A 23,093-nucleotide genomic window follows, 5' to 3' on the forward strand; every position below is an offset into this window, starting at 1 on the left:
CTTTACCTTAGCTCACAGCTCGCGTTCGACGATCACCACATCATGGTCATCCGGGTCTGGGCGCTGCGTGAAGCCCAGGCTTTTCATCAGGCGCAGCATGGGCGCATTTTTACGCAAAACGGTGCCCTCGATTACGTCAAGTCCATGGTCTTGCGCTGCTTTGAAAAGACCTTTCATTAACGTCGTGCCCAATCCCTGCTTCTGTATCCGGTCCGAGACGACGACGGCGAATTCACAGCTTTTCCAGTCGGGGTTGATCACATAGCGCGCGACCCCAACCTGCACCGACTCGCCGTCGATTTCGGCCATGGCGACCAATGCCATTTCGCGGCGATAGTCGATCTGGGTGAATTGCGCCAAAAGTTCTGGGCTCAGCTCGTTCACTGACCCCATGAAGCGCATCAATTTCGCCTCGTCCGACAAATCGCGCATGAATTGTTTTTCGCTTTCCGCATCTTCGGGGCGAATGGGGCGGATCGTCAGGGGTGTGCCGTCCGACAGCAAAGTTTGACGCGCTAGGTGGCGGGGATAGGGGTGGATGGCCATGTGGTCATATCGCCCGTCAATCGACGGCGGTCGCGCGATGGTGATCCGGGCATCCACGGCCAACACGCCGTCTGGCCCGGCAAACAGCGGGTTTATATCAAGCTCAACGATTTCGGGAAGTTCGCTGACGATGATAGACACGCGCTTCAACACTTCCACGACCTCGGCCTTATCGACAGGATCATAGTCGCGAAAGCTGTCCAGCGCTTTTGAGACACGGGTGCGATTGATCAGCCGCTCGGACAGAACCGAGTTCAACGGCGGCAAGGCCACCGCGCTGTCTTTCACTACCTCGACCATTATGCCACCCGCGCCAAACAGGATCGTCGGGCCAAACACCGGATCACGGCTTGCCCCAATCACAAGCTCGCGGGCTTGGCGCAAGTGGGACATCGCTTCGACCGTGACGCCCGAGATATGAGCGTCGGGCAACGCCTTCTTGACGCTTTGCACGATTTCATGAAACGCACGTGTGACTGTCGCCGCGTGGGCCACGTTGATCTTCACGCCACCAACATCGGTCTTATGCGACACATCCGGCGACGAAATCTTCATCGCAACCGGGAACCCGACCGTCTGGGCTGCGATCAACGCGTCGTTGGCGGCCTTTGCTTCGATCGTCAGGTTTACGGGGATGTTAAAAGCAGCCAGAAGCGCTTTGCTTTCGGTGTCCGACAGCATCGTTCGACCTGCCGATAGCGCATTGGCGATGATCATTCGAGCGCCGTCCAGATCAAGACCCTGTTCGAACGCGCGCGCGCGCGGCACTTCAAGCGACAATTTGCGGTTGCGATGGTGCTGGGCGAGGTAGGAAAACCCCTCGACCGCCCGTTCCGGCGTTTCATAGACCGATATTCCGGCTTCAGATAGCAGGACCCGACCTTCGGCCACGACATCTTCGCCCATCCAACTGGCCAAAACGGGTTTCCTGTTACGCTTTGGCAGTGCGTCCTTCACCGCCTGAGCGGCAGCCGTTGGGTCGGTCATCGCCTGTGGGGTCAGCAAAACCAACACCCCGTCAACGCCCGGATCGGCAATCGTGGCCTTGACAGCAGCGCCATAGGCTTCGGGCGTTGCATCGCCCAGAATATCAACGGGGTTTGTGTGGCTCCAATAAGCTGTCAGCACCTTATCCAGCGCCTTGCGCGTCGGATCAGACAGCGGTGGTAAGGACAGGCCCAGATCGCCCGCACGGTCAGCGGCCAGCACGCCTGCACCCCCACCATTGGTGATAATACACAGCCGGTCGCCCGTGGTTTTTTTGGTATTCGCTAAAAGCTCGGCGGCGGCAAAAAGCTGTCCAAGCGTATTGACCCGAACCGCGCCAACGCGTTCCAGCGCGGCGTCAAAGACCTCGTCCGATCCGATCAACGCGCCTGTGTGAGTATGTGCGGCCTTTGCGCTGCCAACGTGACGACCGGATTTCAACACGATGACCGGCTTCAGGCGCGCCGCCCGGCGCATCGCTGACATGAAGTTCGGCGCGTCTTTGACGCCTTCGATATACAATAGGATCGCATCGGTTTTCGGGTCATTCACCAAGTAATCCAGCGTGTCCCCGATATCGACATCAAGCGAGCTGCCCAGCGACACCATCGCCGAAAACCCCGAATGATGCGGCCCCGCCCAATCGGCAATCGCCGAGATCAATGCTCCCGACTGAGACACCATCGCAAGCCGCCCTTTGGGCGCTTGTGATCGCAGGAAAGTGGCATCCAGCCCAATCCATGGCCGAACAAGCCCGACGCAATTGGGCCCCAGAAAACGGATGCCGCCCTTACGCGCTTCGTTGATGACCTGCGCCTCGTAGTCGCGCCCTTTCGGGTCGTCCTCGCCGAACCCCGCCGACAGAACAATCGCCGCTTTCACCCCCGCCGCCGCGCAATCGCGCATGATGCCGGGCACAGTCCGCGCAGGCGTTGCGATGACGGCCAGATCAATGTCATGCGTTACGGACGAGATGTTTTTGTGACAGGCCACATCACCGATGGTCTTGTGTTTTGGGTTGATCGGAACGACAGAGCCATCAAATTCACCGGCTATCAGATTGGCATAAGCCAACGCGCCTACGGAATTGCCTGACGGGCTGGCCCCGAACACGGCGACCGAGCGGGGATCGAACAGGGGGCTAAGCGGGCTTTTGTCCATGCAATTTGGTCCTTCGCACATAGCTTACCCGACGGGCGAGCCGATAACTCCTCCTGCCCCATCTCTGCGCGTACGAACAGGGCTTGTCTTTGATGTGCCTCAAGCTTTCTGAACAGGTTTGTTGGCGTGTTCGATACCCTTCAGGATAGGACAATCCGGCCTGTCATCGCCAGAACACGCGTGCACAAGGTCCGACAAGGTGTCGCGCATTGCAACCAAGTCGGCGATCTTCACCTCGATCTGTCGCAAGTGTTCGGAGGCGATCTGCTTCACATCGCCACTTGCGCGCGACTGATCCTCGTACAGCGCCAGCAACGCCCGACAATCACCGATCGAAAACCCAAGCGCACGTGATCGCGCCAGAAAAGTGAGCTTGTGCAGGTCCTTGCCCGCAAAAACGCGATACCCGTTGGTATCCCGGTTCGGCGTGACCAGCCCAATGTCTTCGTAATAACGGATCGTCTTTGCAGGCAAGCCAGTGCGTTTCGCAGCATCCGAGATGTTCATGATACCTCCTCCTCCAACAACGGGCGGACGAAGCGCAGGCGCAGCGCGTTTGTCAGCACCAATACCGACGAGGCCGCCATCGCCCCCGCCCCCAGCATCGGGGACAGCAAGATGCCCCAAACCGGGTAAAGCACGCCCGCCGCGACCGGGATCAGAAGAACGTTGTAGCCAAACGCCCAGAACAGGTTCTGGCGGATATTGGTCATGGTGCGCCGGCTGATTTCAAACGCGTCGACCACGCCTGACAGCGAGCCTGAGGACAGGATAACATCCGCCGCCTCAATCGCGACATCGGTGCCGGTGCCAATTGCCAGCCCCACATCGGCGCGGGCCAGTGCCGGGGCGTCATTGATGCCGTCGCCCACAAAAGCAACTTTGCCATAGCGCGCCTGAAGGGCCTCGACCGCATCAACCTTGCCGCCGGGCAACACGCCCGCGTCCACATGGGAAATCCCAAGCTGATCAGCAATAGCCTGTGCGGTGGCGGCATCATCGCCAGTGATCATCGCGATTTCCTTCCCCATGGCCCGAAGGGCGCGCAGTGCGCCTTCTGCTTCAGGTTTCACAGGGTCCGAGACGCCAATCAACGCCGCAAGCTGCCCATCAATCGCGGCAAAGAACACGGTTTCGCCGCGTGCACGCATTGGCTCGGCGCGGTTTTCAAACCCGGTCAGTGGCACCTTTTCACGTGCCATGTATTTCCGTGACCCGATAAGAATGCGCTGTTCACCGATCTGCCCATGCAAACCGAAACCCGTTTCCGTCTGCACATCCTGTACCTTCGCAAGTGTGATACCGCGGTCTTGCGCGCCGCGCAGGATCGCTTGCCCTAATGGGTGTTCACTTTGCGCCTCAACCCCGGCGACGATCGCCAAAACCTCATCGGCATCCCGCCCTTCGGCAACTTCGAACGCCGTGAGTTTGGGTTGACCTTCCGTCAGCGTGCCCGTCTTGTCGAACGCCACAATTTGCGCGGCTTGTAGGGCCTGCAAGGCGTCGCCGCGCCGAAATAACGCTCCCAATTGCGCCGCCCGCCCGGTGCCGACCATGATCGAGGTCGGCGTGGCCAGCCCCATCGCGCAAGGGCAGGCAATGATCAGAACCGAAACCCCGGCGACCAAAGCCAAGCCAAGTGCTGGATCAGGGCCGATCACCAGCCAGACCAAAACAGTCAGGGCGGCAATCGCCATCACCACCGGCACAAAAACCGCCGTGATCTGGTCGACCAGCGCTTGGATTGGCAAGCGTGCGCCCTGCGCGTCTTCGACCATGCGGACAATTTGCGCCAGCAACGTGTCTGGGCCAACAGCCGTGACACGCGCCTTCAGCGCGCCCGTTCCATTGACGGTCCCGCCGGTCACCGTGTCGCCTGCCGCCTTCGCAACGGGAACAGGTTCGCCGGTGATCATGCTTTCGTCCACAAGGCTTTCACCCTCGATCACTTCGCCATCCAGTGGCACCCGTTCACCGGGGCGGATCACCACGATCTCGCCGGTGACTACTTGCGCAAGGGGGCGTGTGACGGTTCGCCCATCCACATCGACCAGCGCGTCGTTCGGGGCAAGCGCGACCAATGCGCGGATCGCCTCGCCCGTGCGGCCTTTGGCGCGGGCTTCCATCCAGCGGCCAATCAGGATCAACACGATGATGACCGCGGCAGCTTCGAAATAAACGTTCGCCGTGCCGGCTGGCAGGATACCCGGCGCCAGCACAGAAACGAGTGAATAAAGATAGGCCGCCGACGTGCCCAGCGCGACCAGTGCGTTCATCTCGGGTGCGCCGCGCAAAAGCGCTGGAAACCCCTTGGTGAAAAATATCCGGCCCGGCCCAGCCATGACCAAAGTTGTCAGGATAAGCTGAATCCAGAGCGAGGTTTCAAGCCCGATGGTGCTTTGCACCCAATGATGAAGGGGGGGGAATACATGCCCGCCCATTTCAAGAATGAACACCGGCGCCGTCAGGGCGGCCGCCAAAAGCGCCTTACGTTTGAGCGTCTGTGCCTCGGCGGCCTTGTCCCGTGGCCCAGTGCTTTCTGTATCTTCGCGGGGTCTTGTGGGAAAGCCCGCTTTGGTGATCTTGGCTGCAAGGGTTTCAGGCGTCGTGGCCCCGGCCAGATAGGTCACGAAGGCGCGTTCCGAGGCGAGGTTCACCCGCGCCTCCAACACGCCGGGCGTCGCCTTGAGCATTCGTTCAACCCGCCCCACACAGGACGCACAGGTCATCGACCCAACCTCGAAAACAACAGTTTCACGGCGCGCGGGATAGCCTGCGCGGTCCAACGCGCCCGCCAGCGCATCTGCTGTCGCGGGTGTGGAAAACTCTACCCGCGCGGTTTCGGTGGCCAAGTTGACGGGCGCGGTCGACACACCTTCGACAGCAGTCAACGCACGTTCGGCACGGCCTACGCAGGACGCGCAGGACAGGTTGTCGAGCTTCAGGGACAATGTGGTTGCAGCAGTCATGTGGGACTCCGGTGTCTTGTTGCCTGGCACATAAGGCTTCCAGTTGCTGGAAGGTCAAGAGCCCGTGGCGAAGTTCCTGCAAGACAGCTTGACGCAGCTGGTGACCAGCCTATTCAAAGAGGAGTGATAGTTATGCGAAAGGGTTACCCAATGACGACGTTCCACGTGCCCGATATGAGCTGCGGACACTGCAAAGCTTCGATCACCGAAGTGTTGACCGAACTGGGCGGCGAACAGCTGACTTTTGATATGGAGGCGCGCACAGTGGACGTATCTAACCTGTCGCCCGAAGCCGTCGTCACGGCGCTGGACGGTATCGGCTTTCCGGCCAGCCCCAAATAAGAAAACCCCGACGCGTGCCGGGGTTTTCATCGAAGCATTTCCAAATCTGTCAGATCACGTGGCAGGCCACTTGCTGACCGTTTCCGCGATCCGTCAACGGCGGCTTGGTTTCTGAGCAGACGGCAATCGCATGTGGGCAGCGCGTTCGGAACACGCATCCAGATGGAGGATCCAGTGGCGACGGCAAATCCGCATCCAAAATCATAATTTCGCGTGCAGCATTCGCTTTTGGGTCCGGAATTGGAACGGCCGAAATAAGCGCCTGTGTATAGGGGTGACCCGGCGCGCGATAAAGCTGCTCGGCCTCACTGATTTCCACCACGTTGCCAAGGTAAAGCACCATGACGCGGGTCGAGATGTGCTTCACCACGGAAAGGTCATGCGCGATGAAAATCAGGCTCAGGCCCATATCTTCCTGAATCTCCATTAGCAGGTTGATCACCTGCGCCTGAATGGACACATCCAGCGCCGACACCGGTTCATCACAGATGATCAGCTGCGGTTTCACAATCAGCGCACGCGCGATCCCGATCCGCTGACATTGGCCGCCAGAAAATTCGTGCGGATATCGGTTGATCATGTTGGGCAGAATGCCGACTCGGTCCAGCACTTCGCGCACGCGGTCCTTCACCTCGGTCTTCGACAGATTCGGGTGATGGGTCTTAAGCGGCTCTGCAACGATCTGACCGATTGTCATACGCGGGTTCAGGGATGCCAAAGGATCCTGAAAGATCATCTGCATTTCTTTTCGGTGCCCGCGCATTTCATGCTTGCTAAGCGTAAGAAGGTCATCGCCAAGCCACAGGACCGTGCCTGCTTCGGACGGAACCATGCGCATGATGGCGCGCGCGAGCGTGGATTTGCCACAGCCACTTTCGCCCACAATGCCAAGGGTTTCGCCGGGCATCAGGTCGAAATCGACACCATCAACAGCTTTCAACTTGTCTGGTGCGGTCCACGGCATCGCGCCTTTGGGTTTGATGTCAAACCAGACTTTCAGGTCACGGACGGATAGCAGAGGGGACTGGGCGTTCATACAAGCTCCTCCAAGGGTCTAAGGCAGGCACGTCGGCGCACTTTGCGGCCTGCAACGCCGTCCAGGGTCGGGCGGGTCGTGGCGCAGTCTTTTATCGCAAATTCACAGCGAGGCGAAAATGGACAGCCGACCGGCATGTTCATCATGTTAGGCGGGCTGCCCGGAATGGTCGCCAGACGTTCGCTTTCGACATCCAGACGCGGAACGGCCTTCAAAAGACCCATCGTATAAGGATGGGTCGGCATTTCGAACAGACCGACGGTGGTGCCATATTCCATCTGCTGCCCGCCATACATGACCAGCGTTTCCCTACACGCCCCCGCGACCACACCCAGATCATGGGTGATCAGGATGATGGACATGCCGAATTCCTTTTGCAGGTCCTCAAGCAGTTTCATGATCTGCGCCTGAACAGTCACGTCCAACGCCGTCGTCGGCTCGTCCGCGATCAGAATGTCGGGCTTGCACAGAAGCGACATTGCGATCATGACCCGTTGACGCATACCGCCGGAAAACTCGTGCGGATACATGGAAATGCGTTTTTTCGCCTCAGGAATCCTTACCGCGTCGAGCATATCGACCGATTGCCGCACCGCGTCAGATTTCGAAATCCCCTTGTGATGCGTCAACACCTCGGCCATCTGGTCGGAAACAGACATGAACGGGTTCAGGCAGGTCATCGGATCCTGAAAGATCATTGCGATCTTTTCGGCCCTGATCTTGTTCAGTTTGTTGGTCGAGATGTTCAGGATTTCTTCGCCCGCCAGCTTGACCGATCCAGTGGCTTGGCCATTTCGGGCCAGCAACCCCATGATGGCAAACACCGTCTGGCTTTTGCCCGACCCGCTTTCGCCCACCACGCCAAGCGTCTCTCCCGCGATCAAGTCAAAACTGATCCCGTCCACTGCGGTGACGGTTCCGTCCGGGGTGTCGAAATGAACGCTTAGGTTGCGTACTTCAAGAAGTGCCATATCGCTAAACCCCTACCGGTCTTTCGGGTCAAGCGCATCGCGCAGACCGTCACCAAAGAAAAAGAACGCAAACAACGAGATCAGGAAGAAGAAGAGGGGGAACCCCAGCATCCACAACGTGCCATAGCGCATCTGCCCGGCCCCTTCGTTGATCAACGCGCCCCAACTGGTCAATGGCTCTTGAACCCCCAAACCGAGGAACGAGATAAAGCTTTCAAACATGATCATCGAGGGCACCAGAAGCGTCGCGTAAACGATCACAACGCCAAGCAGGTTTGGAACGATATGGCGGATGATGATCTTCGGCGTCGAAACACCCGTCGCAATCGCAGCTTCCACGAACTCCTTGTTCTTGATCGACAGAGTCTGGCCGCGCGCGATCCGCGCCATGTCCAGCCACGAAATCAAGCCGATGCCGACAAACAGCATGAAAATCGAGCGCCCGAACACCACCAGCAACAGGATCAGGACGAACATGTACGGGATCGCCATCAGGATATCGACGATCCGCATCATAATGTTGTCCAGCCGCCCACCGATAAAACCAGCGGTCGCGCCATAAAGCGTGCCCACAATGACCGAGATCAACGCTCCGACGATACCAATCATCAGCGAAATCTGCGTGCCCTGCACGACACGGGCGAACAGGTCACGCCCGAGCGGATCAAGTCCGAAATAATGGCCGGTTTCAATCGAAGGTCCACCAAGGGTGCGGACGTCGCCCATTAGGTTCCAGTCAATCTCCTCATTCGACCAGGGCGTTAGAAACCCGCCGAACAGCGCGAAAAGCGAGACGAGGATCAATATAAAAAGCGCCGCAACAGCCGCCTTGTTTCGGAAAAAGCGCGCCCGCGCGTCCTGCCACAGCGAGCGGCCTTTGATCACTTCGGTCGTGTCTACTATGTCTGTAACATGTGCCATGCGCGCGCCCTCAGTACCGAATACGTGGGTCGATCCATGCGTACAGCACGTCCACCAACAGGTTGAAAAGGATCGTCAGCATACCAACAAGGATCGTAATCCCCATGATCACCGAATAGTCCCGGTTCAGTGCAGCTTGCACAAAATCTTTGCCGATGCCGCCGGTTGACAGAAACATATCAACAACAACCGAACCAGTGATCATGCCAACAAACGCCGGTCCCAGATAAGAGATCACCGGGATCAACGCCGGCTTCAGCGTATGGCGAAGAACGATCGTTCGGTCGGGAAGCCCCTTGGCGCGCGCGGTGCGGACGAAGTTCGAGTTCAGCACCTCAAGCATCGAAGATCGCGTCAGCCGCGCGATTGACGCCAGATACGAGGTCGCAAGCGCGATGACAGGCATGACCAGATAGGAAGAATAGGAGTTCGGGTCACCCGGCCCACCCCACCAGCCGCCACCCGGCAGCCAGCTCAGCCACAGTGTGAACACCAGCACAAGGATCGGGGCCATGATGAAGTTGGGCAACGCCTGCGCACCGATGGAAAATCCGACAGCCAGATAGTCGATCCAGGTATTTTGCTTCAGGGCGGCGGCAATGCCTAGCGCACCGCCGATCAGCACCGCAAAAAAGAAGGCCCAGAACCCATAGGTCAGTGTAACCGGGAAGCCATCCGCGACGATCTGGTTCACCGTTCTGTCCTGATAAACAAAACTCGGGCCGAAATCGAAGTGGAAGATGATGTTTTTCAGATAGGTGCCGATCTGAACGAGGAAGGGATCATCAAGCCCGTATTTGGCATTGATATTCTCTAACACCTTCGGCGGCAGCGCGCGTTCTTTTGTGAACGGACCACCGGGCGCGGCGCGCATCAGAACGAACGAGAATACGATCAAAATCAGGATAACAGGCACAGCCATCGCAATGCGACGAAGAACAAATCCCAGCATATGGAGACCCCGTTTTATGACGGGCGGGCCCGGTTTCCCGGACCAGCCCAAAGTGATTAGAACAGCGTGGCTTATTCAGCCGTGCGATACATCGTGCGGGAATAAACGTTGTTCATAAGGTCTTCAAACGGGTATCCCTTCAGGTCCGGCTTAACCATGATCACCTGAGTATACTGGTACACCGGAACGATCGGCATGTCGTCCGCCAGCAATTGCTCCATCTGCTTGTATTCTTCCGCAGGGTTCGCAGAAGTCTTCGCAGCCTTCGCCAACTCGTCATATTTCGGGTTGGTATACTTACCGTTGTTGTGGCCCGATGTCGTGGTGAACAGGTCGGTGTAGGTGGACGGCTCGTTATAGTCGCCACACCATGCATATCGGGCCATGCCAAAGTCGCCGTTGCGCAGCTTGTCCAGATGCACTTTCCATTCGAAGTTGGCCAGCGTGATATTGGCACCCAAAGCTTGCTTCCACATTTGCGACGCAGCGATTGCAATCTTCTTGTGCGCTTCGGACGTGTTGTAGTTCAGCGTTAGCTCAAGCGGCTTGCCGCCGGGGCCGTAACCCGCTTCTTCAAGAAGCTCTTTGGCTTTTGCCATACGCTCGTCCTGCGACCACGTCGCATAGTCGATTTCTGGCATTTCAAAACCAGCCGTCTTCTGGTGCGTCCAGTTATATGACGGGTATTGGCCGCCTTTCAGGATGCTGTCGACGATGACGTCGCGGTTCAGCGCATAGGACAACGCCTTGCGAACACGGACGTCCTTCAGAGCCTCAGGGCCATCTTCGCGCAGGTTGAACATATAGATATAGGAACACGACCGCGGTGTCGAATAGGTCTCGTCCGGCAGTTTTTCCTTCAGGGCCGGGTATTGGCCTGCGGGCACGTCGGTTTTATCAACTTCGCCTGCATCATAGCGAGTCAGAGCGATGTTTTCATCGTTGATCACCAAGGCGACGACCTGTTCAAGAACGGTCTTGTCGTTGTTCCAATACATCTCGTTGCGTTCGCGCGTGACTTTCACGCCCGGTACATAGTCGGTCAGGACAAAGGCGCCGTTGCCAACCAGATTGCCGGGTTTGGTCCAGTTATCGCCGTGTTCTTCAAGCACCTTTTGGTTGACCGGGAAGGTGGACGCATGTGTCAGCATACCGGGGAAATAGGGGCGCGGCGCGTCGATCTTGACCTCAAGCGTCTTATCATCAACGGCTGTCGCACCCAGCATGTCAGCGGCCATTTCGCCGGCGACGATTTTCGTGGCGTTCTCGACACCCATCAGCTCCATGTACCAAGCGTATTCCGACGCGGTTGCGGGGTCAGCCAGACGCTGCCACGCATAGACGAAATCGCCTGCGGTCACCGGATCACCGTTCGACCATTTTGCGTCGCGCAGCTTGAACGTATAGGTCAGGCCGTCTTCCGACACTTCCCAACTTTCCGCCGCACCGGGAACCGAATTGCCTTGCGGGTCCGAGTTCACCAGCCCCTCAAACAGGTCACGCAAAATGTGCGACCCTTCGACATCGGTGTTGATCTGAGGGTCAAACGATTTGACGTCGTCCAACATGCGATAAGTATAAATCTGGCTATCCGCGAGCGCCTCGCCGGTGTCCGGGTGGGTGCCGGCTGCCAAGGCGGGGCTGGCAAGCGCAAGTGCCGAGCCTAGCAGGGCAGCTTTGATTGTAATGTTCATGAAGGTTCTCCCTAGTCAGTTTTTTGCGGGATGATGCCGTAAACAGAACTCAATCGTTCCGCGAGAGACTCAGCCCTCCGGCAATCACCGATGAAGCATCCTATGCGCATCTTGTCGCGAGAAACAACAGCTTGCAGCACTGTCGTTTTTTCAACAAGTCGAGAGGTCGTATCGCCGTACTCAGATGGCGAACTTCGTGAATATGGCGATTATTTCGTGAAAATGACGGCAATTCTGGCATCCAATGCCAACTGCACCTGCATTATTGCCAATCCAGAATGCTCGTGCGAACCTTAGACCAACATAAACCCACTGGACCAATCCGAGGGAAATCCGTGCAAAGCGAACAGACATCAGCCCGCGCCTCTGGGGTGGACCGGGACATTGCGCAGTTGCCGCAAGTGGCCCATTCACGCAATCCGGGCATGGACCTGGACATGAACTGGGTGCGCGCCGTTCAGGCCAACACATCCGCAATTGAACGCCGTTGCGCTTCCCTGCCCGGTCGGCGTAGCGTCAAAAAAGATCATCAGGCTGCATGGCTTTTGAAGGCCATCACCATGATCGACCTGACCACACTGGCGGGTGATGACACACCGGGGCGGGTGCGCCGACTATGTGCCAAAGCGGCCCATCCCGTGCGGCCCGAGATCATGACAGCCTTGGGCGTCGATGAGATTACTACGGGTGCCGTCTGCGTCTATCACGACATGATCGCGACCGCCGTGGATACGCTGGACCATTTGGGGGTTAACCTACCGGTTGCCGCCGTATCGACCGGCTTTCCCGCGGGCCTCAGTCCCTATCACTTGCGGGTCGAAGAAATCCGCGAAAGTGCGCGCGCCGGGGCCTCGGAAATCGACATCGTGATTTCGCGCCGCCATGTGCTGACCGGCAACTGGCAGGCGCTTTACGACGAGATGCGTGACTTCCGAGAGGCCTGCGGCGACGCGCATGTGAAAGCCATTCTTGCCACAGGTGAACTGGGCAGCTTGCGCAATGTCGCGCGCGCCTCGCTTGTCTGCATGATGGCCGGGGCCGACTTCATCAAGACCTCGACCGGCAAGGAAAGCGTGAACGCAACCCTTCCCGTCAGTTTGGTCATGATCCGGGCAATTCGTGATTATTACGAAGCGACAGGCTATCGCGTCGGCTACAAGCCTGCGGGCGGCATTTCGAAAGCCAAGGACGCGATCACCTATCTGGCCCTGATCAAGGAAGAACTGGGCGACGACTGGCTGACGCCCGACCTGTTCCGCTTTGGCGCCAGCTCGCTTCTGGGCGATATCGAACGCCAGTTGGAACACCACGTGACCGGCCATTATTCGGCCACCTACCGCCACCCGATGGGCTGAGGGCATTGTTATGACCGTGAAAGAAATCTTTGACACGATGGATTATGGCCTCGCCCCGGAAAGCGCGAAGGAAGCGTTGGGCTGGATTGCCGAACGCAACGGCCAGTTTGGTCTGTATATCGGCGGGCGTATGAGTGCCGTCGGTGACACATTTGACACCAAGAACCCCGCCAATGGCGAAGTGCTGGCGCAGGTCACGCAGGCCACACCCGACGACGTCGACGCCGCCGTCACCGCCGCCCGCAAGGCGCAGCGCAAATGGGCGGCACTTTCGGGCCACGAACGGGCGAAATACCTTTATGCTCTGGCGCGTTTGGTCCAAAAGCATTCGCGGCTGTTCGCGGTGCTGGAAACGCTGGATAATGGTAAACCCATCCGCGAAAGCCGCGACATCGACATTCCGCTGGTCGCGCGCCATTTCTATTACCACGCGGGCATGGCGCAGTTGCAAGACGCCGAGCTTCCCGACCGTGAGGCGCTGGGCGTTTGCGGCCAGATCATCCCGTGGAATTTCCCGCTGCTCATGCTGTCATGGAAAATCGCGCCTGCGATTGCGATGGGCAACACCGTGGTTCTGAAGCCCGCCGAATACACGTCGCTGACCGCCCTTCTGTTTGCGCAAATCTGCGACGAGGCCGGACTGCCCAAGGGCGTGGTCAACATCGTTACCGGCGACGGGCGCGTGGGTGAAGCCATCGTGACGCATGAGGATATCGACAAGATCGCCTTCACCGGCTCAACCGAAGTTGGCCGGGTGATCCGCCGCGAAACGGCAGGGTCGGGCAAGTCCCTGACATTGGAACTGGGGGGCAAGTCGCCCTACATCGTGTTTGACGACGCCGATCTGGATTCAGCGGTCGAAGGTCTGGTCGACGCAATATGGTTCAATCAGGGTCAGGTCTGCTGTGCAGGCTCGCGCCTGATCGTGCAGGAAGGCATCGCCGACCGTTTCTATACCAAGCTGAAAGCCCGGATGGACAAGCTGCGCATGGGCGATCCGCTGGACAAATCCATTGATGTGGGCGCCGTGGTGGACCCTGTGCAGCACGCGCAAATCACGAAGTTGGTCGAGGCGGGCGCAGGCGACGGCGAGCTTTACCAAGCCCCCTGCCCGATCCCGGACACAGGCTGTTTTTACCCGCCCACCCTGATCACCGGCCTGTCGTCGGCGTCCATGCTGATGCAGGAAGAAATCTTCGGCCCGGTTCTGGTCGCCACCACCTTCCGCACCCCATCCGAGGCCGTCGAGATTGCCAACAACACCCGTTACGGGCTGGCCGCCACGGTGTGGAGCGAGAATGTGAACCTGACCCTTGATATCGCGCCAAAGCTGGCGGCTGGCGTGGTCTGGGTGAACGGCACCAACATGTTTGACGCCGCTGCCGGGTTTGGTGGCGTGCGCGAAAGCGGGTTTGGCCGCGAAGGGGGCTGGGAAGGCTTGCAAGCCTACACCAAGCCGCGCGCCAAGGCGCAGTCGTTGAAACCCATCGCCGCCTTTGCTGCCCCGAAAGAGGCGACGGTCGACGCGCTGGATCGCACCGCCAAGTTCTATGTCGGTGGCAAGCAAGCGCGGCCCGATGGTGGCTATTCGCAAGCTGTTTGGTCCAAACAAGGTGCGCTTTTGGGTCACGTCGGCGTGGCCAACCGCAAAGACATCCGCAACGCGGTCGAGGCTGCACATACCGCCAATGGCTGGTCCAAGACGACGGGCCACTTGCGCGCACAGATCCTGTATTATATCGGCGAGAACCTCTCGGCCCGCGCGGATGAGTTCGCTGCCCGGATCGACGCCATGATGGGTGGTCGCAATGGCGCAAAGGAGGTGAACGCTGCGGTCAGCCGCCTGTTCACCTATGCCGCTTGGTCCGACAAATATGACGGCGCTGCGAAGCCGGTTCCGATGCGCGGGGTCGCGCTGGCGATGAACGAGCCGGTCGGCGTTATCGGCGGCTTCTGCCCGGACGACGCCCCCCTTCTGGGACTGGTGTCCCTGATGGCCCCGGCGATCGCGATGGGCAACCGCGTGGTGCTGGCCGCAAGCGAGCCGTTCCCGCTGGCCGCGACCGATTTCTATCAGGTGCTCGACACGTCGGACTTGCCGGCGGGCGTCGTGAACATCGTCACCGGCAGCCACGCAGAGCTTGCGTCGCCCTTGGCAGGTCACCTTGGCGTAGATGCGGTTTGGACGCTGTCTGGGGCGGACATTTCAGCCATCGTGGAAACAGAAAGTGCAGGGAACCTGAAACGCAGTTGGGTCAACAACGCGACAGCGCGGGACTGGTTCGGGGCAGCAGGCGAAGGCCGCGAATTCTTGGTCCACGCCACCGAGGTCAAAACGATCTGGGTGCCCTACGGCGAATAAGCCCACACCATTGAACGGCAAAACGCCGCGCGGGATATCCTGCGCGGCGCTTTTTTATGTCGATCTTACTTCTTGCGCCAAGACCCCAACCAGCGCGAGAACCGGCCCCGCGCTTTGTCTGCACGGGCATCAACCGCATCCCACGCCTCGCCCGCATCTTCAAGCGCCGGATCTATCGAGCGTTCGCGGAACTGTCGCCACAACGCGCGCACGAAGCCGATGATGACAGCCAACACAAGGAAGAACATGATGTTGAACCATGGAATAATGGTCGCGTCAGGTCCGGTGACAGGACGTATCGCAACCGCGTTCGGAAACGCCGAAATCAGCTCGTTGCGCCAGCCGTAATGGGTTAGCACTGCCCATTTGGGGTTTTCCGGCGTAGATCGCAGATCGTCCACTTCGGTCTGAAGGCTGGCGGTGTCAAACTTGAAATAGAATGGCCAACCCCAGCCGGTATCCTCGTTGCGATAAACCATGACCTCTTCCGCATCGCGGCGCACGAAACCCAGAAGATACGTTTTCTTTTTCACCGTCTGGATGAACTGCACATCTCGGTTGATCAGGTTGGCGGATTGATCATCCGGCTTCGACCAGAAAATCCGGGTCCAATCCCCCAAATCCTGCCGTTCCTGATAGGTGTTCACGACGCGCACAATGTCATGTTGCGGCAACACATAATGCAGCACACCAAATAGGAGCACGAAGATCAGACTGCGGATGATGATACGAAAACGGCGCATGGGGAACCTCAGTTGATTAGGATGAGTGACATCAGAACGAATAGCGCGGGGATCACATACACCAGCAGGATCAGCTTGGGCCGGAAGCTTTTCTTATAGTCCTCCATCCCTTCGCGTAGCCACGCGTCACGATCGGTCACATCGCCATCGGGGTGTTCCTCGGCCCATTGATTTTCCAGTTTTTCCAACCGGATCGAGCGGGAATACATGCTGACCAACACGTAAACGATGCTAAGCCCTATGAACCCGAAAATGACAAGTCGCACCAATCCCATCGTTACCTCCTGTTCACTGCGCCCCACGGGCCGACAATCTCGATCATGTCCTCACGCGCCCGCTTGCGCGCCGTCCGGGGCACTTTCATCGGGTCTTTGCGCCCGCCGAACAACGCTTCGCGCGCACCGGCCTTGTTCGCCATATAGTCACGATGCAGGAATTCTGCCACAAATTCACGCTTTTCGTCGGGCCATGTGGCATATGCGGCATAGAAAAGCTCCTTGTGGCAGATGAACAGCTGGCGGAAGTCCATCGGCGCAAGCTCGGACAACAAGCGGTTGATCAGGTCGCGATCGGGATGGTCTGGCCGCGCGCGCAGGGTATAGAAATAGGCCGGATGACGGCTGTCGATCCGGGGCCACTGCCCGCCAGCTTCCGCCCAGCGCACCATCGCCGCCAACCCGTGGAAGGCTGCGGGCAGATGTGACCCTAACCGCTGCGCCACGTGGCGCAGGGTGCGCGATGACATGTCACCCAAATCCAGCCCGGCCGACGTTGCGGCGTCGACCAGAATGAACTCCATCTTCTGGCGCAGGATCGTGGCCCCCGCATCACCGCGTTCACGAACGACCGGTTCGACCAGATCGTTCTTGCTCAGGAAACTGGCCAGCCTGTTTGCCTCGGACGTGTCCAAAACCTTGCCCGGAGGCGGCGTGGGCAGCCGATCTTTATCACCCGACACAATCACCGCCGGGCTTTCCACATCACGGAAGACATACAGCCCGCCAAAATGCGCGGTCCAGAAATTGCCCTGCTCGTATTCCTGCACGCCAAGGTCCACCGGCACGCGGGTGACGTCGCCCGTTTCGCGCGCCAGTTCGATCATCTCGCCAATCAGATCGTCGTCATACCAAGCGTTTGGCGCGGTCTGAAAATGGTCGATCTTCTCGGCCAGCAGGCGGGCGTTCTTGACGTGACTTTGGGTCGTGTCCGCCTCGATGGTGAACTTGCGAATATCAAACAGCCGCGCGGGGTCGGACATGTCATAGACCGAATCCATCAACTCACCCGCCACCGCATCATGGGCGGTCAGCGCGAACAGCTTCGCCTCGTTATCCGCGATGAACTGCCGCAAAATCGCGCGCGAGGTCGAGAACATGGCATTCAGCAGCGGCGCGGTCTTCTGGTCCACCGTCAGAATGATAAACTGCCGGTTGCAGCCATTGGGGTTGAGGTAGAGCGGATCGTCCAGCTCCTCGCCAATCTCGGGCGAGAACCCGGAGACGTCGATATGAAATTCTTTCAGCTTCGTCTGCTTGCCCGCCAGCCCCTTGAGCGCACGGTTATAGCGTTCGATCAGCGCGGGGCTGTCGACCCGGATCAGGTTGCCAAACATGAGACCGCGTTTAATTAGGCGCTTCAAAGCATGGCTCCTCATAGTTGGATTTGCGCGGAGTTTTCCAGATGTCCAGATCAGTCAGCCTCAAGATATTCTCCCGCAACGCAGGTAGTCGCATCGTTTTAGTGCGCTGTCTTTGGTCTTCCGAGAGCCTGTCATACAATTGGCCAACTACATCCACGTGTTTGACCACTGCCTCCCAATCATCAACTCCCTTTATCTTCTCTATCTCCACTCCCGGGTTGAGAATGTTGCTCTTGACCTTCCAAAAAAAACTATTCGTTTCGAACGACATTTTCCGTAGATAGGCATCGACCCCAAGTTCCTCTCGGGCGCAAGATCCAAACACAGTGACCTGAGATCCCCCAAGAGAATTTCTTGCAACCGAGTACAGGCTCAAGCTAAGAGACTCGAGCGTCAGTGCAATCTCAAAAAGGATGCTTTCAAAGTGTTCCTTGGCTCTTAGCTCATTACGTTGCCGTTGTTCATCTTCAAAGATCTTGCCCTGGTGGATTAGTAGCTCGACCTGCTTTGACTGTGCGTCAGCCATTTTTTCAAATTCTTGCCTTTGCTCGCGTAGCTCTTGCCCCTGCAGAACAACGGTCGCGATCAGCCAAACAAACGCCAAAGCACCAGCAAACCCAGCGAGAGTGTCACCAACCTCATTGGGGGACGCGTTAAGAAATGCATGCCATTTAGTTCCGCTACAGGACTGTGTTCCCCAAAAATCAACAGCGCATACTTCTTGGTTTGCCGCCCACAATCCGAACCCAAACACAGCCAATGTTGCCACAACTGCCCAAAACATCGGGCTTTGCACAATAAGCTTCTTTTCAGTTCCTCGTTCATTCACACCAGCACCCTCCCGGCGCTTGTCGCCGGGTCACGCCCGACCCGCCCCGTCGTGCGAGTAGCACGCCTCTGGCGTGACGGCGGGCGCGAACGCCCACCCTCGGGTCGGAGGCGCCCCTTATGTCTCGGCGGATACTCACTTGCCCTCCAAATACCGCTTCTTCGCCTCTTCCTGCCGCCCGAAATCCCGCACCATCGCCTCGATGGCGGCCTCGTCCGACTTGTCGGCATAGCGGAACTCTGAATCGGCGTAGCGGTTGATTTCCTGGATCACCATGTCGGTGGTGATGGGGACGCGCAGGTCTGCGATCATCGCTTTCTTGGTGTCGTAGTCTTTCACCAAGAACAGCTCGGGGTTCTCCATCCATTCGTCGGGCAGCTCAAAGTCCATCGCGCGGACTTTCACCGCATCAGTGATGTTCTTGATCGACCGGCCAGTGAAGCGCTCGTCGGCTTCCTGAATGGCTTTCAGATAGGTGCCCATTTTGGCGATGTTATCCAGCGCGCCGATCTTGTCGTGCACCTTGTCAAAGACCGCCAGCAGCCCGTCTTCCTGTGGGCGGGCATGCGCCGCAAAACTGCGCGCCACGGCAGACTTGATCTCCTGCGCGGCGTAAAGGTCGTGGTCGCCCAGCGGGATGTCGTGGTTCTTACCCATCAGCAGATGCAGGATATCGATATAGTCCTCGCGCGTCCGTGGTCCATCGACCAAGAAGCGCGCACCGGCGCGTTGGCGCAAGGCGTCGTCCACATTCTCGGGATAGTTCGAGAACATGCCAAAGGTGCAATTCCCGCGCACCACCGTATTGGCACCCGAGAAGCTCTCCATCAGGACCGCCGTGACCTCTTGCTGGCCCGCGCTGGACTGACGATCCCCCCGCTTGCCCGCGATCTGGTCGATGTCATCCACCGTGCCAAAGCCGATCACATTCGGGTCGAGCACGTTGTTGATGAACGCCTTCGCGTTCTGGCCCGACTTGCCCTGATAGCTGTCGATATTGTCGATGCCGAAATTCTGATATCGGAACGGATAGCCCGCCACCGTGCAATAATCATTGACCAGCCCGGCCATCATCTGGATCAGCGTTGTCTTCCCAGTTCCCGGCTTTCCGTCGCCCATGAAGGTGAAGATGAAGCCACCCAGTTCCGCAAACGGGTTCAGTTTCCGCTCGAAATCATAAGCCATCAGCATCTTGGCCAGCTTCATCGCCTGATATTTCGCGATGTGGTTGCCGACGACCTCGTTCGGCTTCTTGAACGTCATCGTGATCTTGGACCCGCGATGGGCGCGGGCGGGGGTGAAGCCGGAAATCGTCAGGTTATCCGCCTCGACCCGGTAATTGGCGGACGTGAAGGGGCCAAGATGCGACGCGGTCTGGGCGCGCAGGGCGACCTTCTCCATCAGTTGTTCGACAAAGGCCAAGACGGTCGCGACCAGCTTATCCTCGGACGTGACGAAGGTGGCGATTTCCTGATCCAACTCCCACAAAGCGCCTTTCAGCGCGAGTGGCGCATTGTCGGTCAGGATTTCTTCGACCGCGCCGACCTCGATCGACGCCTCGCTGGCGTGATCGGCCAGCAGGAACGAGGTCGCGTTGGCGAACACATGCAAGACAATCAGCGCCTCGGCGGTTAGAAGTTCCGAGAAGGCTGTTTTCTTGTCCGCCCCCAGACGCCCTTCCAGATTGGCGCGACGCAGGGCGGCCAGTTCGGTTTGCTCGGCGAACCCCTCGCCCACCGCCAATGCGACGGCAATCGCGCGGCGCAGCCCATGCAGAACGGTTGCCTGAAGCGGAGAGATCAGCGGGTCATCTCCGTCCGACCCTTCGATCCGTTCAGCCAAATGCACCCCTTCAGGGCGCGCAGTTGATCGCGTCACCAGACCCGGCGTGGTGGACCGAAACCGACGTGCGCGTCCGATGCCAGGGCTGCGTTCAGCCTTTGGGGCTTCCTTCGGCTTGGCAATTCGTGGCGTATGGTCGAACCCATCCAGATGCCCGGCAGCCGCCGCGTAATGCGCACGAATTTCTTCCTCTCGAAGCTCCATCAGGTCGGCAGGCAGGCTCATGTGGGTATCACTCCTAATTCAACGGTAACTCAGCACCCGGCCACCGGGGCTGACAACAAATTTGCGCACGTCGTTGAACCCGGTGGGGTTCTTTTCAGCAAGCACCTGAAACGGACGTTGGGGCATGATGATTGCGCGTTCCATGCTGGTCGCGCCGATGTTCGAGCCGGAACCTGCAAACGGGTCCAGCGCGAAAATCTCGCGCTCGACCTTTCCGAACCAGCCGGATTTCTCTTCCTTGACGCTTTGGCTTTTCAGTTCTTCAACTGTCCAGGCCAACGCCCAATCTTCACCGGGCGGGCTTTTCGCCTCGGCCAGCACCTCGCGCAGCGGGCCGGTCTGTTGGGTGAACGTATGGCTATACATCGGCCCCACATGGAACCGGCGCAGGCGCTTGGGGTGCAGGTCGTCGAAATCCTTGTCGAACCCGGTGGCAATGGTCACCAGTTTCAGCCCCGCCATGCTCTGCGCCATCAGATGCGACTGCACTTGCGGCCAGCGGCGTTCGTCCTTGGGCAGCGCGGTGCGGCCTGTATCTTCAAGCTCCATCAGATAGACAGTGGGCAGGTTGACCTCGCTGTCATAGACCGCCCAGTGGGCCAGATAGACGCGACGCGCATCACGCCCTTCGCCTTTGTTCATCTGCCAGATCACGTCCGGGTGCATCTGCGGCCAGAACAAATCGCCCTTCGCAAGCTCTTCATAGTAAAGCCGCTGGGACAGTGAATATTGCAAGTCCTTCGGCACTGTCAGGTCCCCGACAATCTGGCTAACCATCTGGCTTTTCAGTTCCTCGACCGATGCCATGCCTTTCAGATGCGTCCCCGCCTGCGCGGCGTCCGAGGCCATCTGCAAAAGCTCCGCATGGACCGGAAACCCGCTGTCGCGCCGATCAAAAGTCAGCGTCGCAGCGCCAAGCCCATAGGCCTTGTCGGACATATGATACTTGTTGGCCAGCGCCTTGAAGCTAAGGCCTAGTTTGATGAGGTAGCGCGCCAGCACGTCAACCTCATCACGGGTGAGCTTGCCTTCAACCTCCATCTGCCCGGCGACACGGGCCAGATGCGCCGTGATCTTCTCGAACTTCGAGAAATACCGCCGCGTGATTTGCGTGTCCGTCAGCTCGGCATGGTCGCGGGGGGCGAAGCCAGCCGAGGTGCGTTCTGAGGTTTTGATGTCGTTAGTCATTGGCCACTGTCTTCGTCGCTTTTTCCTTTACCTGCCGAGAAGCCAAAAACTGTAACGGTCAATGACACCAAGAATAGGATTGCAGTGATCGATCCTGCTCGCCTTTCTGCAGGTAGCAGACTCAAGAGGACTATCAGCAATAGCGCCATTGAGGCGAAGAATACGACATTCTTCTTCATATCCACCGACCTTCAGTTGCAGAAAATAAAACAGTGAAAATTGGCGGGCAAAGGCAACTTATACTCACTGCCCATACAAATTCTTGTCGTGCTTCTCGACGATCTCGGCAAAACGGCGGGCGAAGCGTTCGTCGGCTTTGGCCTTCTGCTCCAGCACGTCGCGGGCAAAGACCATCTGGTCTTCGTGGGCTTCCATCATGTCAGCCATCCGCTGGTTCGTCGCGGTGCCAATCGCGGCCATCGCAGCCTGCGCTTCTTTGTCTGTCTCGACGCCGATTTCATTGATCCGGTGCGCCACGTCCTGCTGCTGCGCGGTCTTCAGCGACTTGGTCAGCGCGTCATACAGCACCACGCGCTGCTTGGTGTCTGTCTGCAACTTGTTGATCAGCACCATCTGCGTTGCCGCTTGGTTTTGCAGTGAATCGACCCAGGTCTTGCCCTTCTCGATATAGCGCTCCAACGTCTGCGACTTGGCAAGCTTCACTTGCTCTTCCTGCACCATCTCGTTGTATTGTGAGTTCAGGTCGGCCAGCTGGGTTTCCAGCTGCGTGCGCTTGGCGGCGTCCTGTTCGTTGGCAATCTTGCCCTCAAGCTCGATGATCTTGGGGTCCAAACCAAGGATCTCGGCGCGTAGGGCTTCCAGTTCGCCCACCGTCATTTCACGCTCGTCCAGCGTGGTGGTCAGGTTGGCGCCCACCTTTTCCTTTTGCTCATTGAGCATCGCCAACTGGCCTTCCAGCAGGTTCACGATGCTGTCCGACTGCGCGATCAACTCTTGCAGCTTGTCGTCTATGGACGCGGTGCGCATCCGTTCCTGCCGCATGCTTTCCGACTTCCCCTTCGAGAAGATCCCGACAAAGGATTCCCACCCGGTTTTCGACCGCATCTGGTCGAAATCCTGCGAAAAGCCCGAGGTCACATCGTCCAGCCCCATGATCAACTCGGCGATATTGGCGTTCATCGCTTCGGTATGGGCGTGCACATCTTCCAGCGTCGCGTTCTCGATATCGATCGAGATATCTTCGCCAGCCTCCGCCTTTGCACGCGCGGTTTCGATCCGCGTGGTCAGTTCAGCAATCTTGGACTGCGCTTCCTGAACCTGTGTTTGGCTTTCACGAATCTGCTTATCAAAACTGGACATACGCCCTCCTT

18 protein-coding genes are annotated in these 23,093 nt (G+C 58.4%); 3 read left to right on the plus strand and 15 right to left on the minus strand.

The annotated features are described in order from the left end of the window. Positions 1-12 precede the first annotated feature (12 nt). The 3 genes from MUY35_RS10400 to MUY35_RS10410 all read right to left on the minus strand — a co-directional run bounded on the left by MUY35_RS10400 (position 13) and on the right by MUY35_RS10410 (position 5,663). Entirely contained in the window at positions 13-2,694 is a 2,682-nt protein-coding gene (locus MUY35_RS10400) for a bifunctional acetate--CoA ligase family protein/GNAT family N-acetyltransferase (protein WP_248367599.1), read from the minus strand. 99 nt (positions 2,695-2,793) lie between these two features. After that, positions 2,794-3,201, minus strand: a complete 408-nt coding sequence (gene cueR, locus MUY35_RS10405; RefSeq protein WP_248367611.1) for a Cu(I)-responsive transcriptional regulator — start codon at positions 3,199-3,201, stop codon at positions 2,794-2,796. Then, a complete protein-coding gene (locus tag MUY35_RS10410; RefSeq protein WP_248367627.1) occupies positions 3,198-5,663 on the minus strand; it encodes a heavy metal translocating P-type ATPase in 2,466 nt (821 codons plus the stop codon). Before MUY35_RS10410 ends, cueR begins: the two co-directional genes overlap by 4 nt. A gap of 150 nt (positions 5,664-5,813) precedes the next feature. Between MUY35_RS10410 and MUY35_RS10415 the strand changes: the two genes are divergently transcribed. Further along, positions 5,814-6,005: a heavy-metal-associated domain-containing protein gene (locus tag MUY35_RS10415; RefSeq protein WP_248367630.1), complete on the plus strand. Its 192-nt coding sequence runs from the start codon at positions 5,814-5,816 to the stop codon at positions 6,003-6,005. Between the two features lie 49 nt (positions 6,006-6,054). On the opposite strand, the gene MUY35_RS10420 is transcribed toward MUY35_RS10415, so the two are convergent. The 5 genes from MUY35_RS10420 to MUY35_RS10440 form a co-directional block, all read right to left on the minus strand. Then, positions 6,055-7,041, minus strand: coding sequence for an oligopeptide/dipeptide ABC transporter ATP-binding protein (locus MUY35_RS10420; RefSeq protein WP_248367634.1), 987 nt, complete (start codon positions 7,039-7,041; stop codon positions 6,055-6,057). Next, entirely contained in the window at positions 7,038-8,012 is a 975-nt protein-coding gene (locus tag MUY35_RS10425) for an oligopeptide/dipeptide ABC transporter ATP-binding protein (RefSeq protein ID WP_248367637.1), read from the minus strand. The genes MUY35_RS10420 and MUY35_RS10425 overlap by 4 nt, the downstream gene beginning before the upstream one ends. Before the next feature lie 12 nt (positions 8,013-8,024). Then, positions 8,025-8,933 carry an ABC transporter permease subunit gene (locus MUY35_RS10430; protein WP_248367641.1) on the minus strand — a complete coding sequence of 303 codons (909 nt, stop codon included), beginning with the start codon at positions 8,931-8,933 and terminating at the stop codon, positions 8,025-8,027. Positions 8,934-8,943: 10 nt separating this feature from the next. After that, entirely contained in the window at positions 8,944-9,885 is a 942-nt protein-coding gene (oppB, locus tag MUY35_RS10435) for an oligopeptide ABC transporter permease OppB (protein ID WP_248367643.1), read from the minus strand. Positions 9,886-9,956: 71 nt separating this feature from the next. Continuing rightward, complete coding sequence (locus MUY35_RS10440; RefSeq protein WP_248367645.1) at positions 9,957-11,579, minus strand: peptide ABC transporter substrate-binding protein; 1,623 nt, start codon at positions 11,577-11,579, stop codon at positions 9,957-9,959. Between the two features lie 335 nt (positions 11,580-11,914). On the opposite strand from MUY35_RS10440, the gene deoC reads away from it, so the two are divergent. Beyond that, positions 11,915-12,934, plus strand: a complete 1,020-nt coding sequence (deoC, locus tag MUY35_RS10445; RefSeq protein WP_248367647.1) for a deoxyribose-phosphate aldolase — start codon at positions 11,915-11,917, stop codon at positions 12,932-12,934. A gap of 10 nt (positions 12,935-12,944) precedes the next feature. Beyond that, a complete protein-coding gene (locus MUY35_RS10450; RefSeq protein ID WP_248367649.1) occupies positions 12,945-15,296 on the plus strand; it encodes an aldehyde dehydrogenase family protein in 2,352 nt (783 codons plus the stop codon). 65 nt (positions 15,297-15,361) lie between these two features. On the opposite strand, the gene MUY35_RS10455 is transcribed toward MUY35_RS10450, so the two are convergent. From MUY35_RS10455 to MUY35_RS10485, 7 genes are all read right to left on the minus strand, one after another. Further along, positions 15,362-16,039, minus strand: coding sequence for a DUF1523 family protein (locus tag MUY35_RS10455; protein ID WP_248367651.1), 678 nt, complete (start codon positions 16,037-16,039; stop codon positions 15,362-15,364). An 8-nt stretch (positions 16,040-16,047) separates the two neighbouring features. After that, complete coding sequence (locus tag MUY35_RS10460) at positions 16,048-16,314, minus strand: hypothetical protein (RefSeq protein WP_248367655.1); 267 nt, start codon at positions 16,312-16,314, stop codon at positions 16,048-16,050. 2 nt (positions 16,315-16,316) lie between these two features. Next, positions 16,317-17,678, minus strand: a complete 1,362-nt coding sequence (locus tag MUY35_RS10465) for a DUF6638 family protein (protein WP_248367657.1) — start codon at positions 17,676-17,678, stop codon at positions 16,317-16,319. Then, positions 17,662-18,507: a hypothetical protein gene (locus MUY35_RS10470; protein ID WP_248367660.1), complete on the minus strand. Its 846-nt coding sequence runs from the start codon at positions 18,505-18,507 to the stop codon at positions 17,662-17,664. Before MUY35_RS10470 ends, MUY35_RS10465 begins: the two co-directional genes overlap by 17 nt. A gap of 135 nt (positions 18,508-18,642) precedes the next feature. Continuing rightward, positions 18,643-20,574 (minus strand): ATP-binding protein, encoded by a 1,932-nt coding sequence (locus MUY35_RS10475; protein ID WP_248367663.1) that lies wholly within the window; start codon positions 20,572-20,574, stop codon positions 18,643-18,645. An 18-nt stretch (positions 20,575-20,592) separates the two neighbouring features. Beyond that, positions 20,593-21,762 (minus strand): hypothetical protein, encoded by a 1,170-nt coding sequence (locus MUY35_RS10480; RefSeq protein ID WP_248367665.1) that lies wholly within the window; start codon positions 21,760-21,762, stop codon positions 20,593-20,595. A gap of 243 nt (positions 21,763-22,005) precedes the next feature. Beyond that, complete coding sequence (locus MUY35_RS10485; RefSeq protein ID WP_248367668.1) at positions 22,006-23,082, minus strand: hypothetical protein; 1,077 nt, start codon at positions 23,080-23,082, stop codon at positions 22,006-22,008. Positions 23,083-23,093 lie beyond the last annotated feature (11 nt).

Source organism: Aliiroseovarius sp. S1339, from assembly GCF_023195695.1.
In the GTDB taxonomy this organism is placed as follows: Bacteria; Pseudomonadota; Alphaproteobacteria; order Rhodobacterales; family Rhodobacteraceae; genus Aliiroseovarius.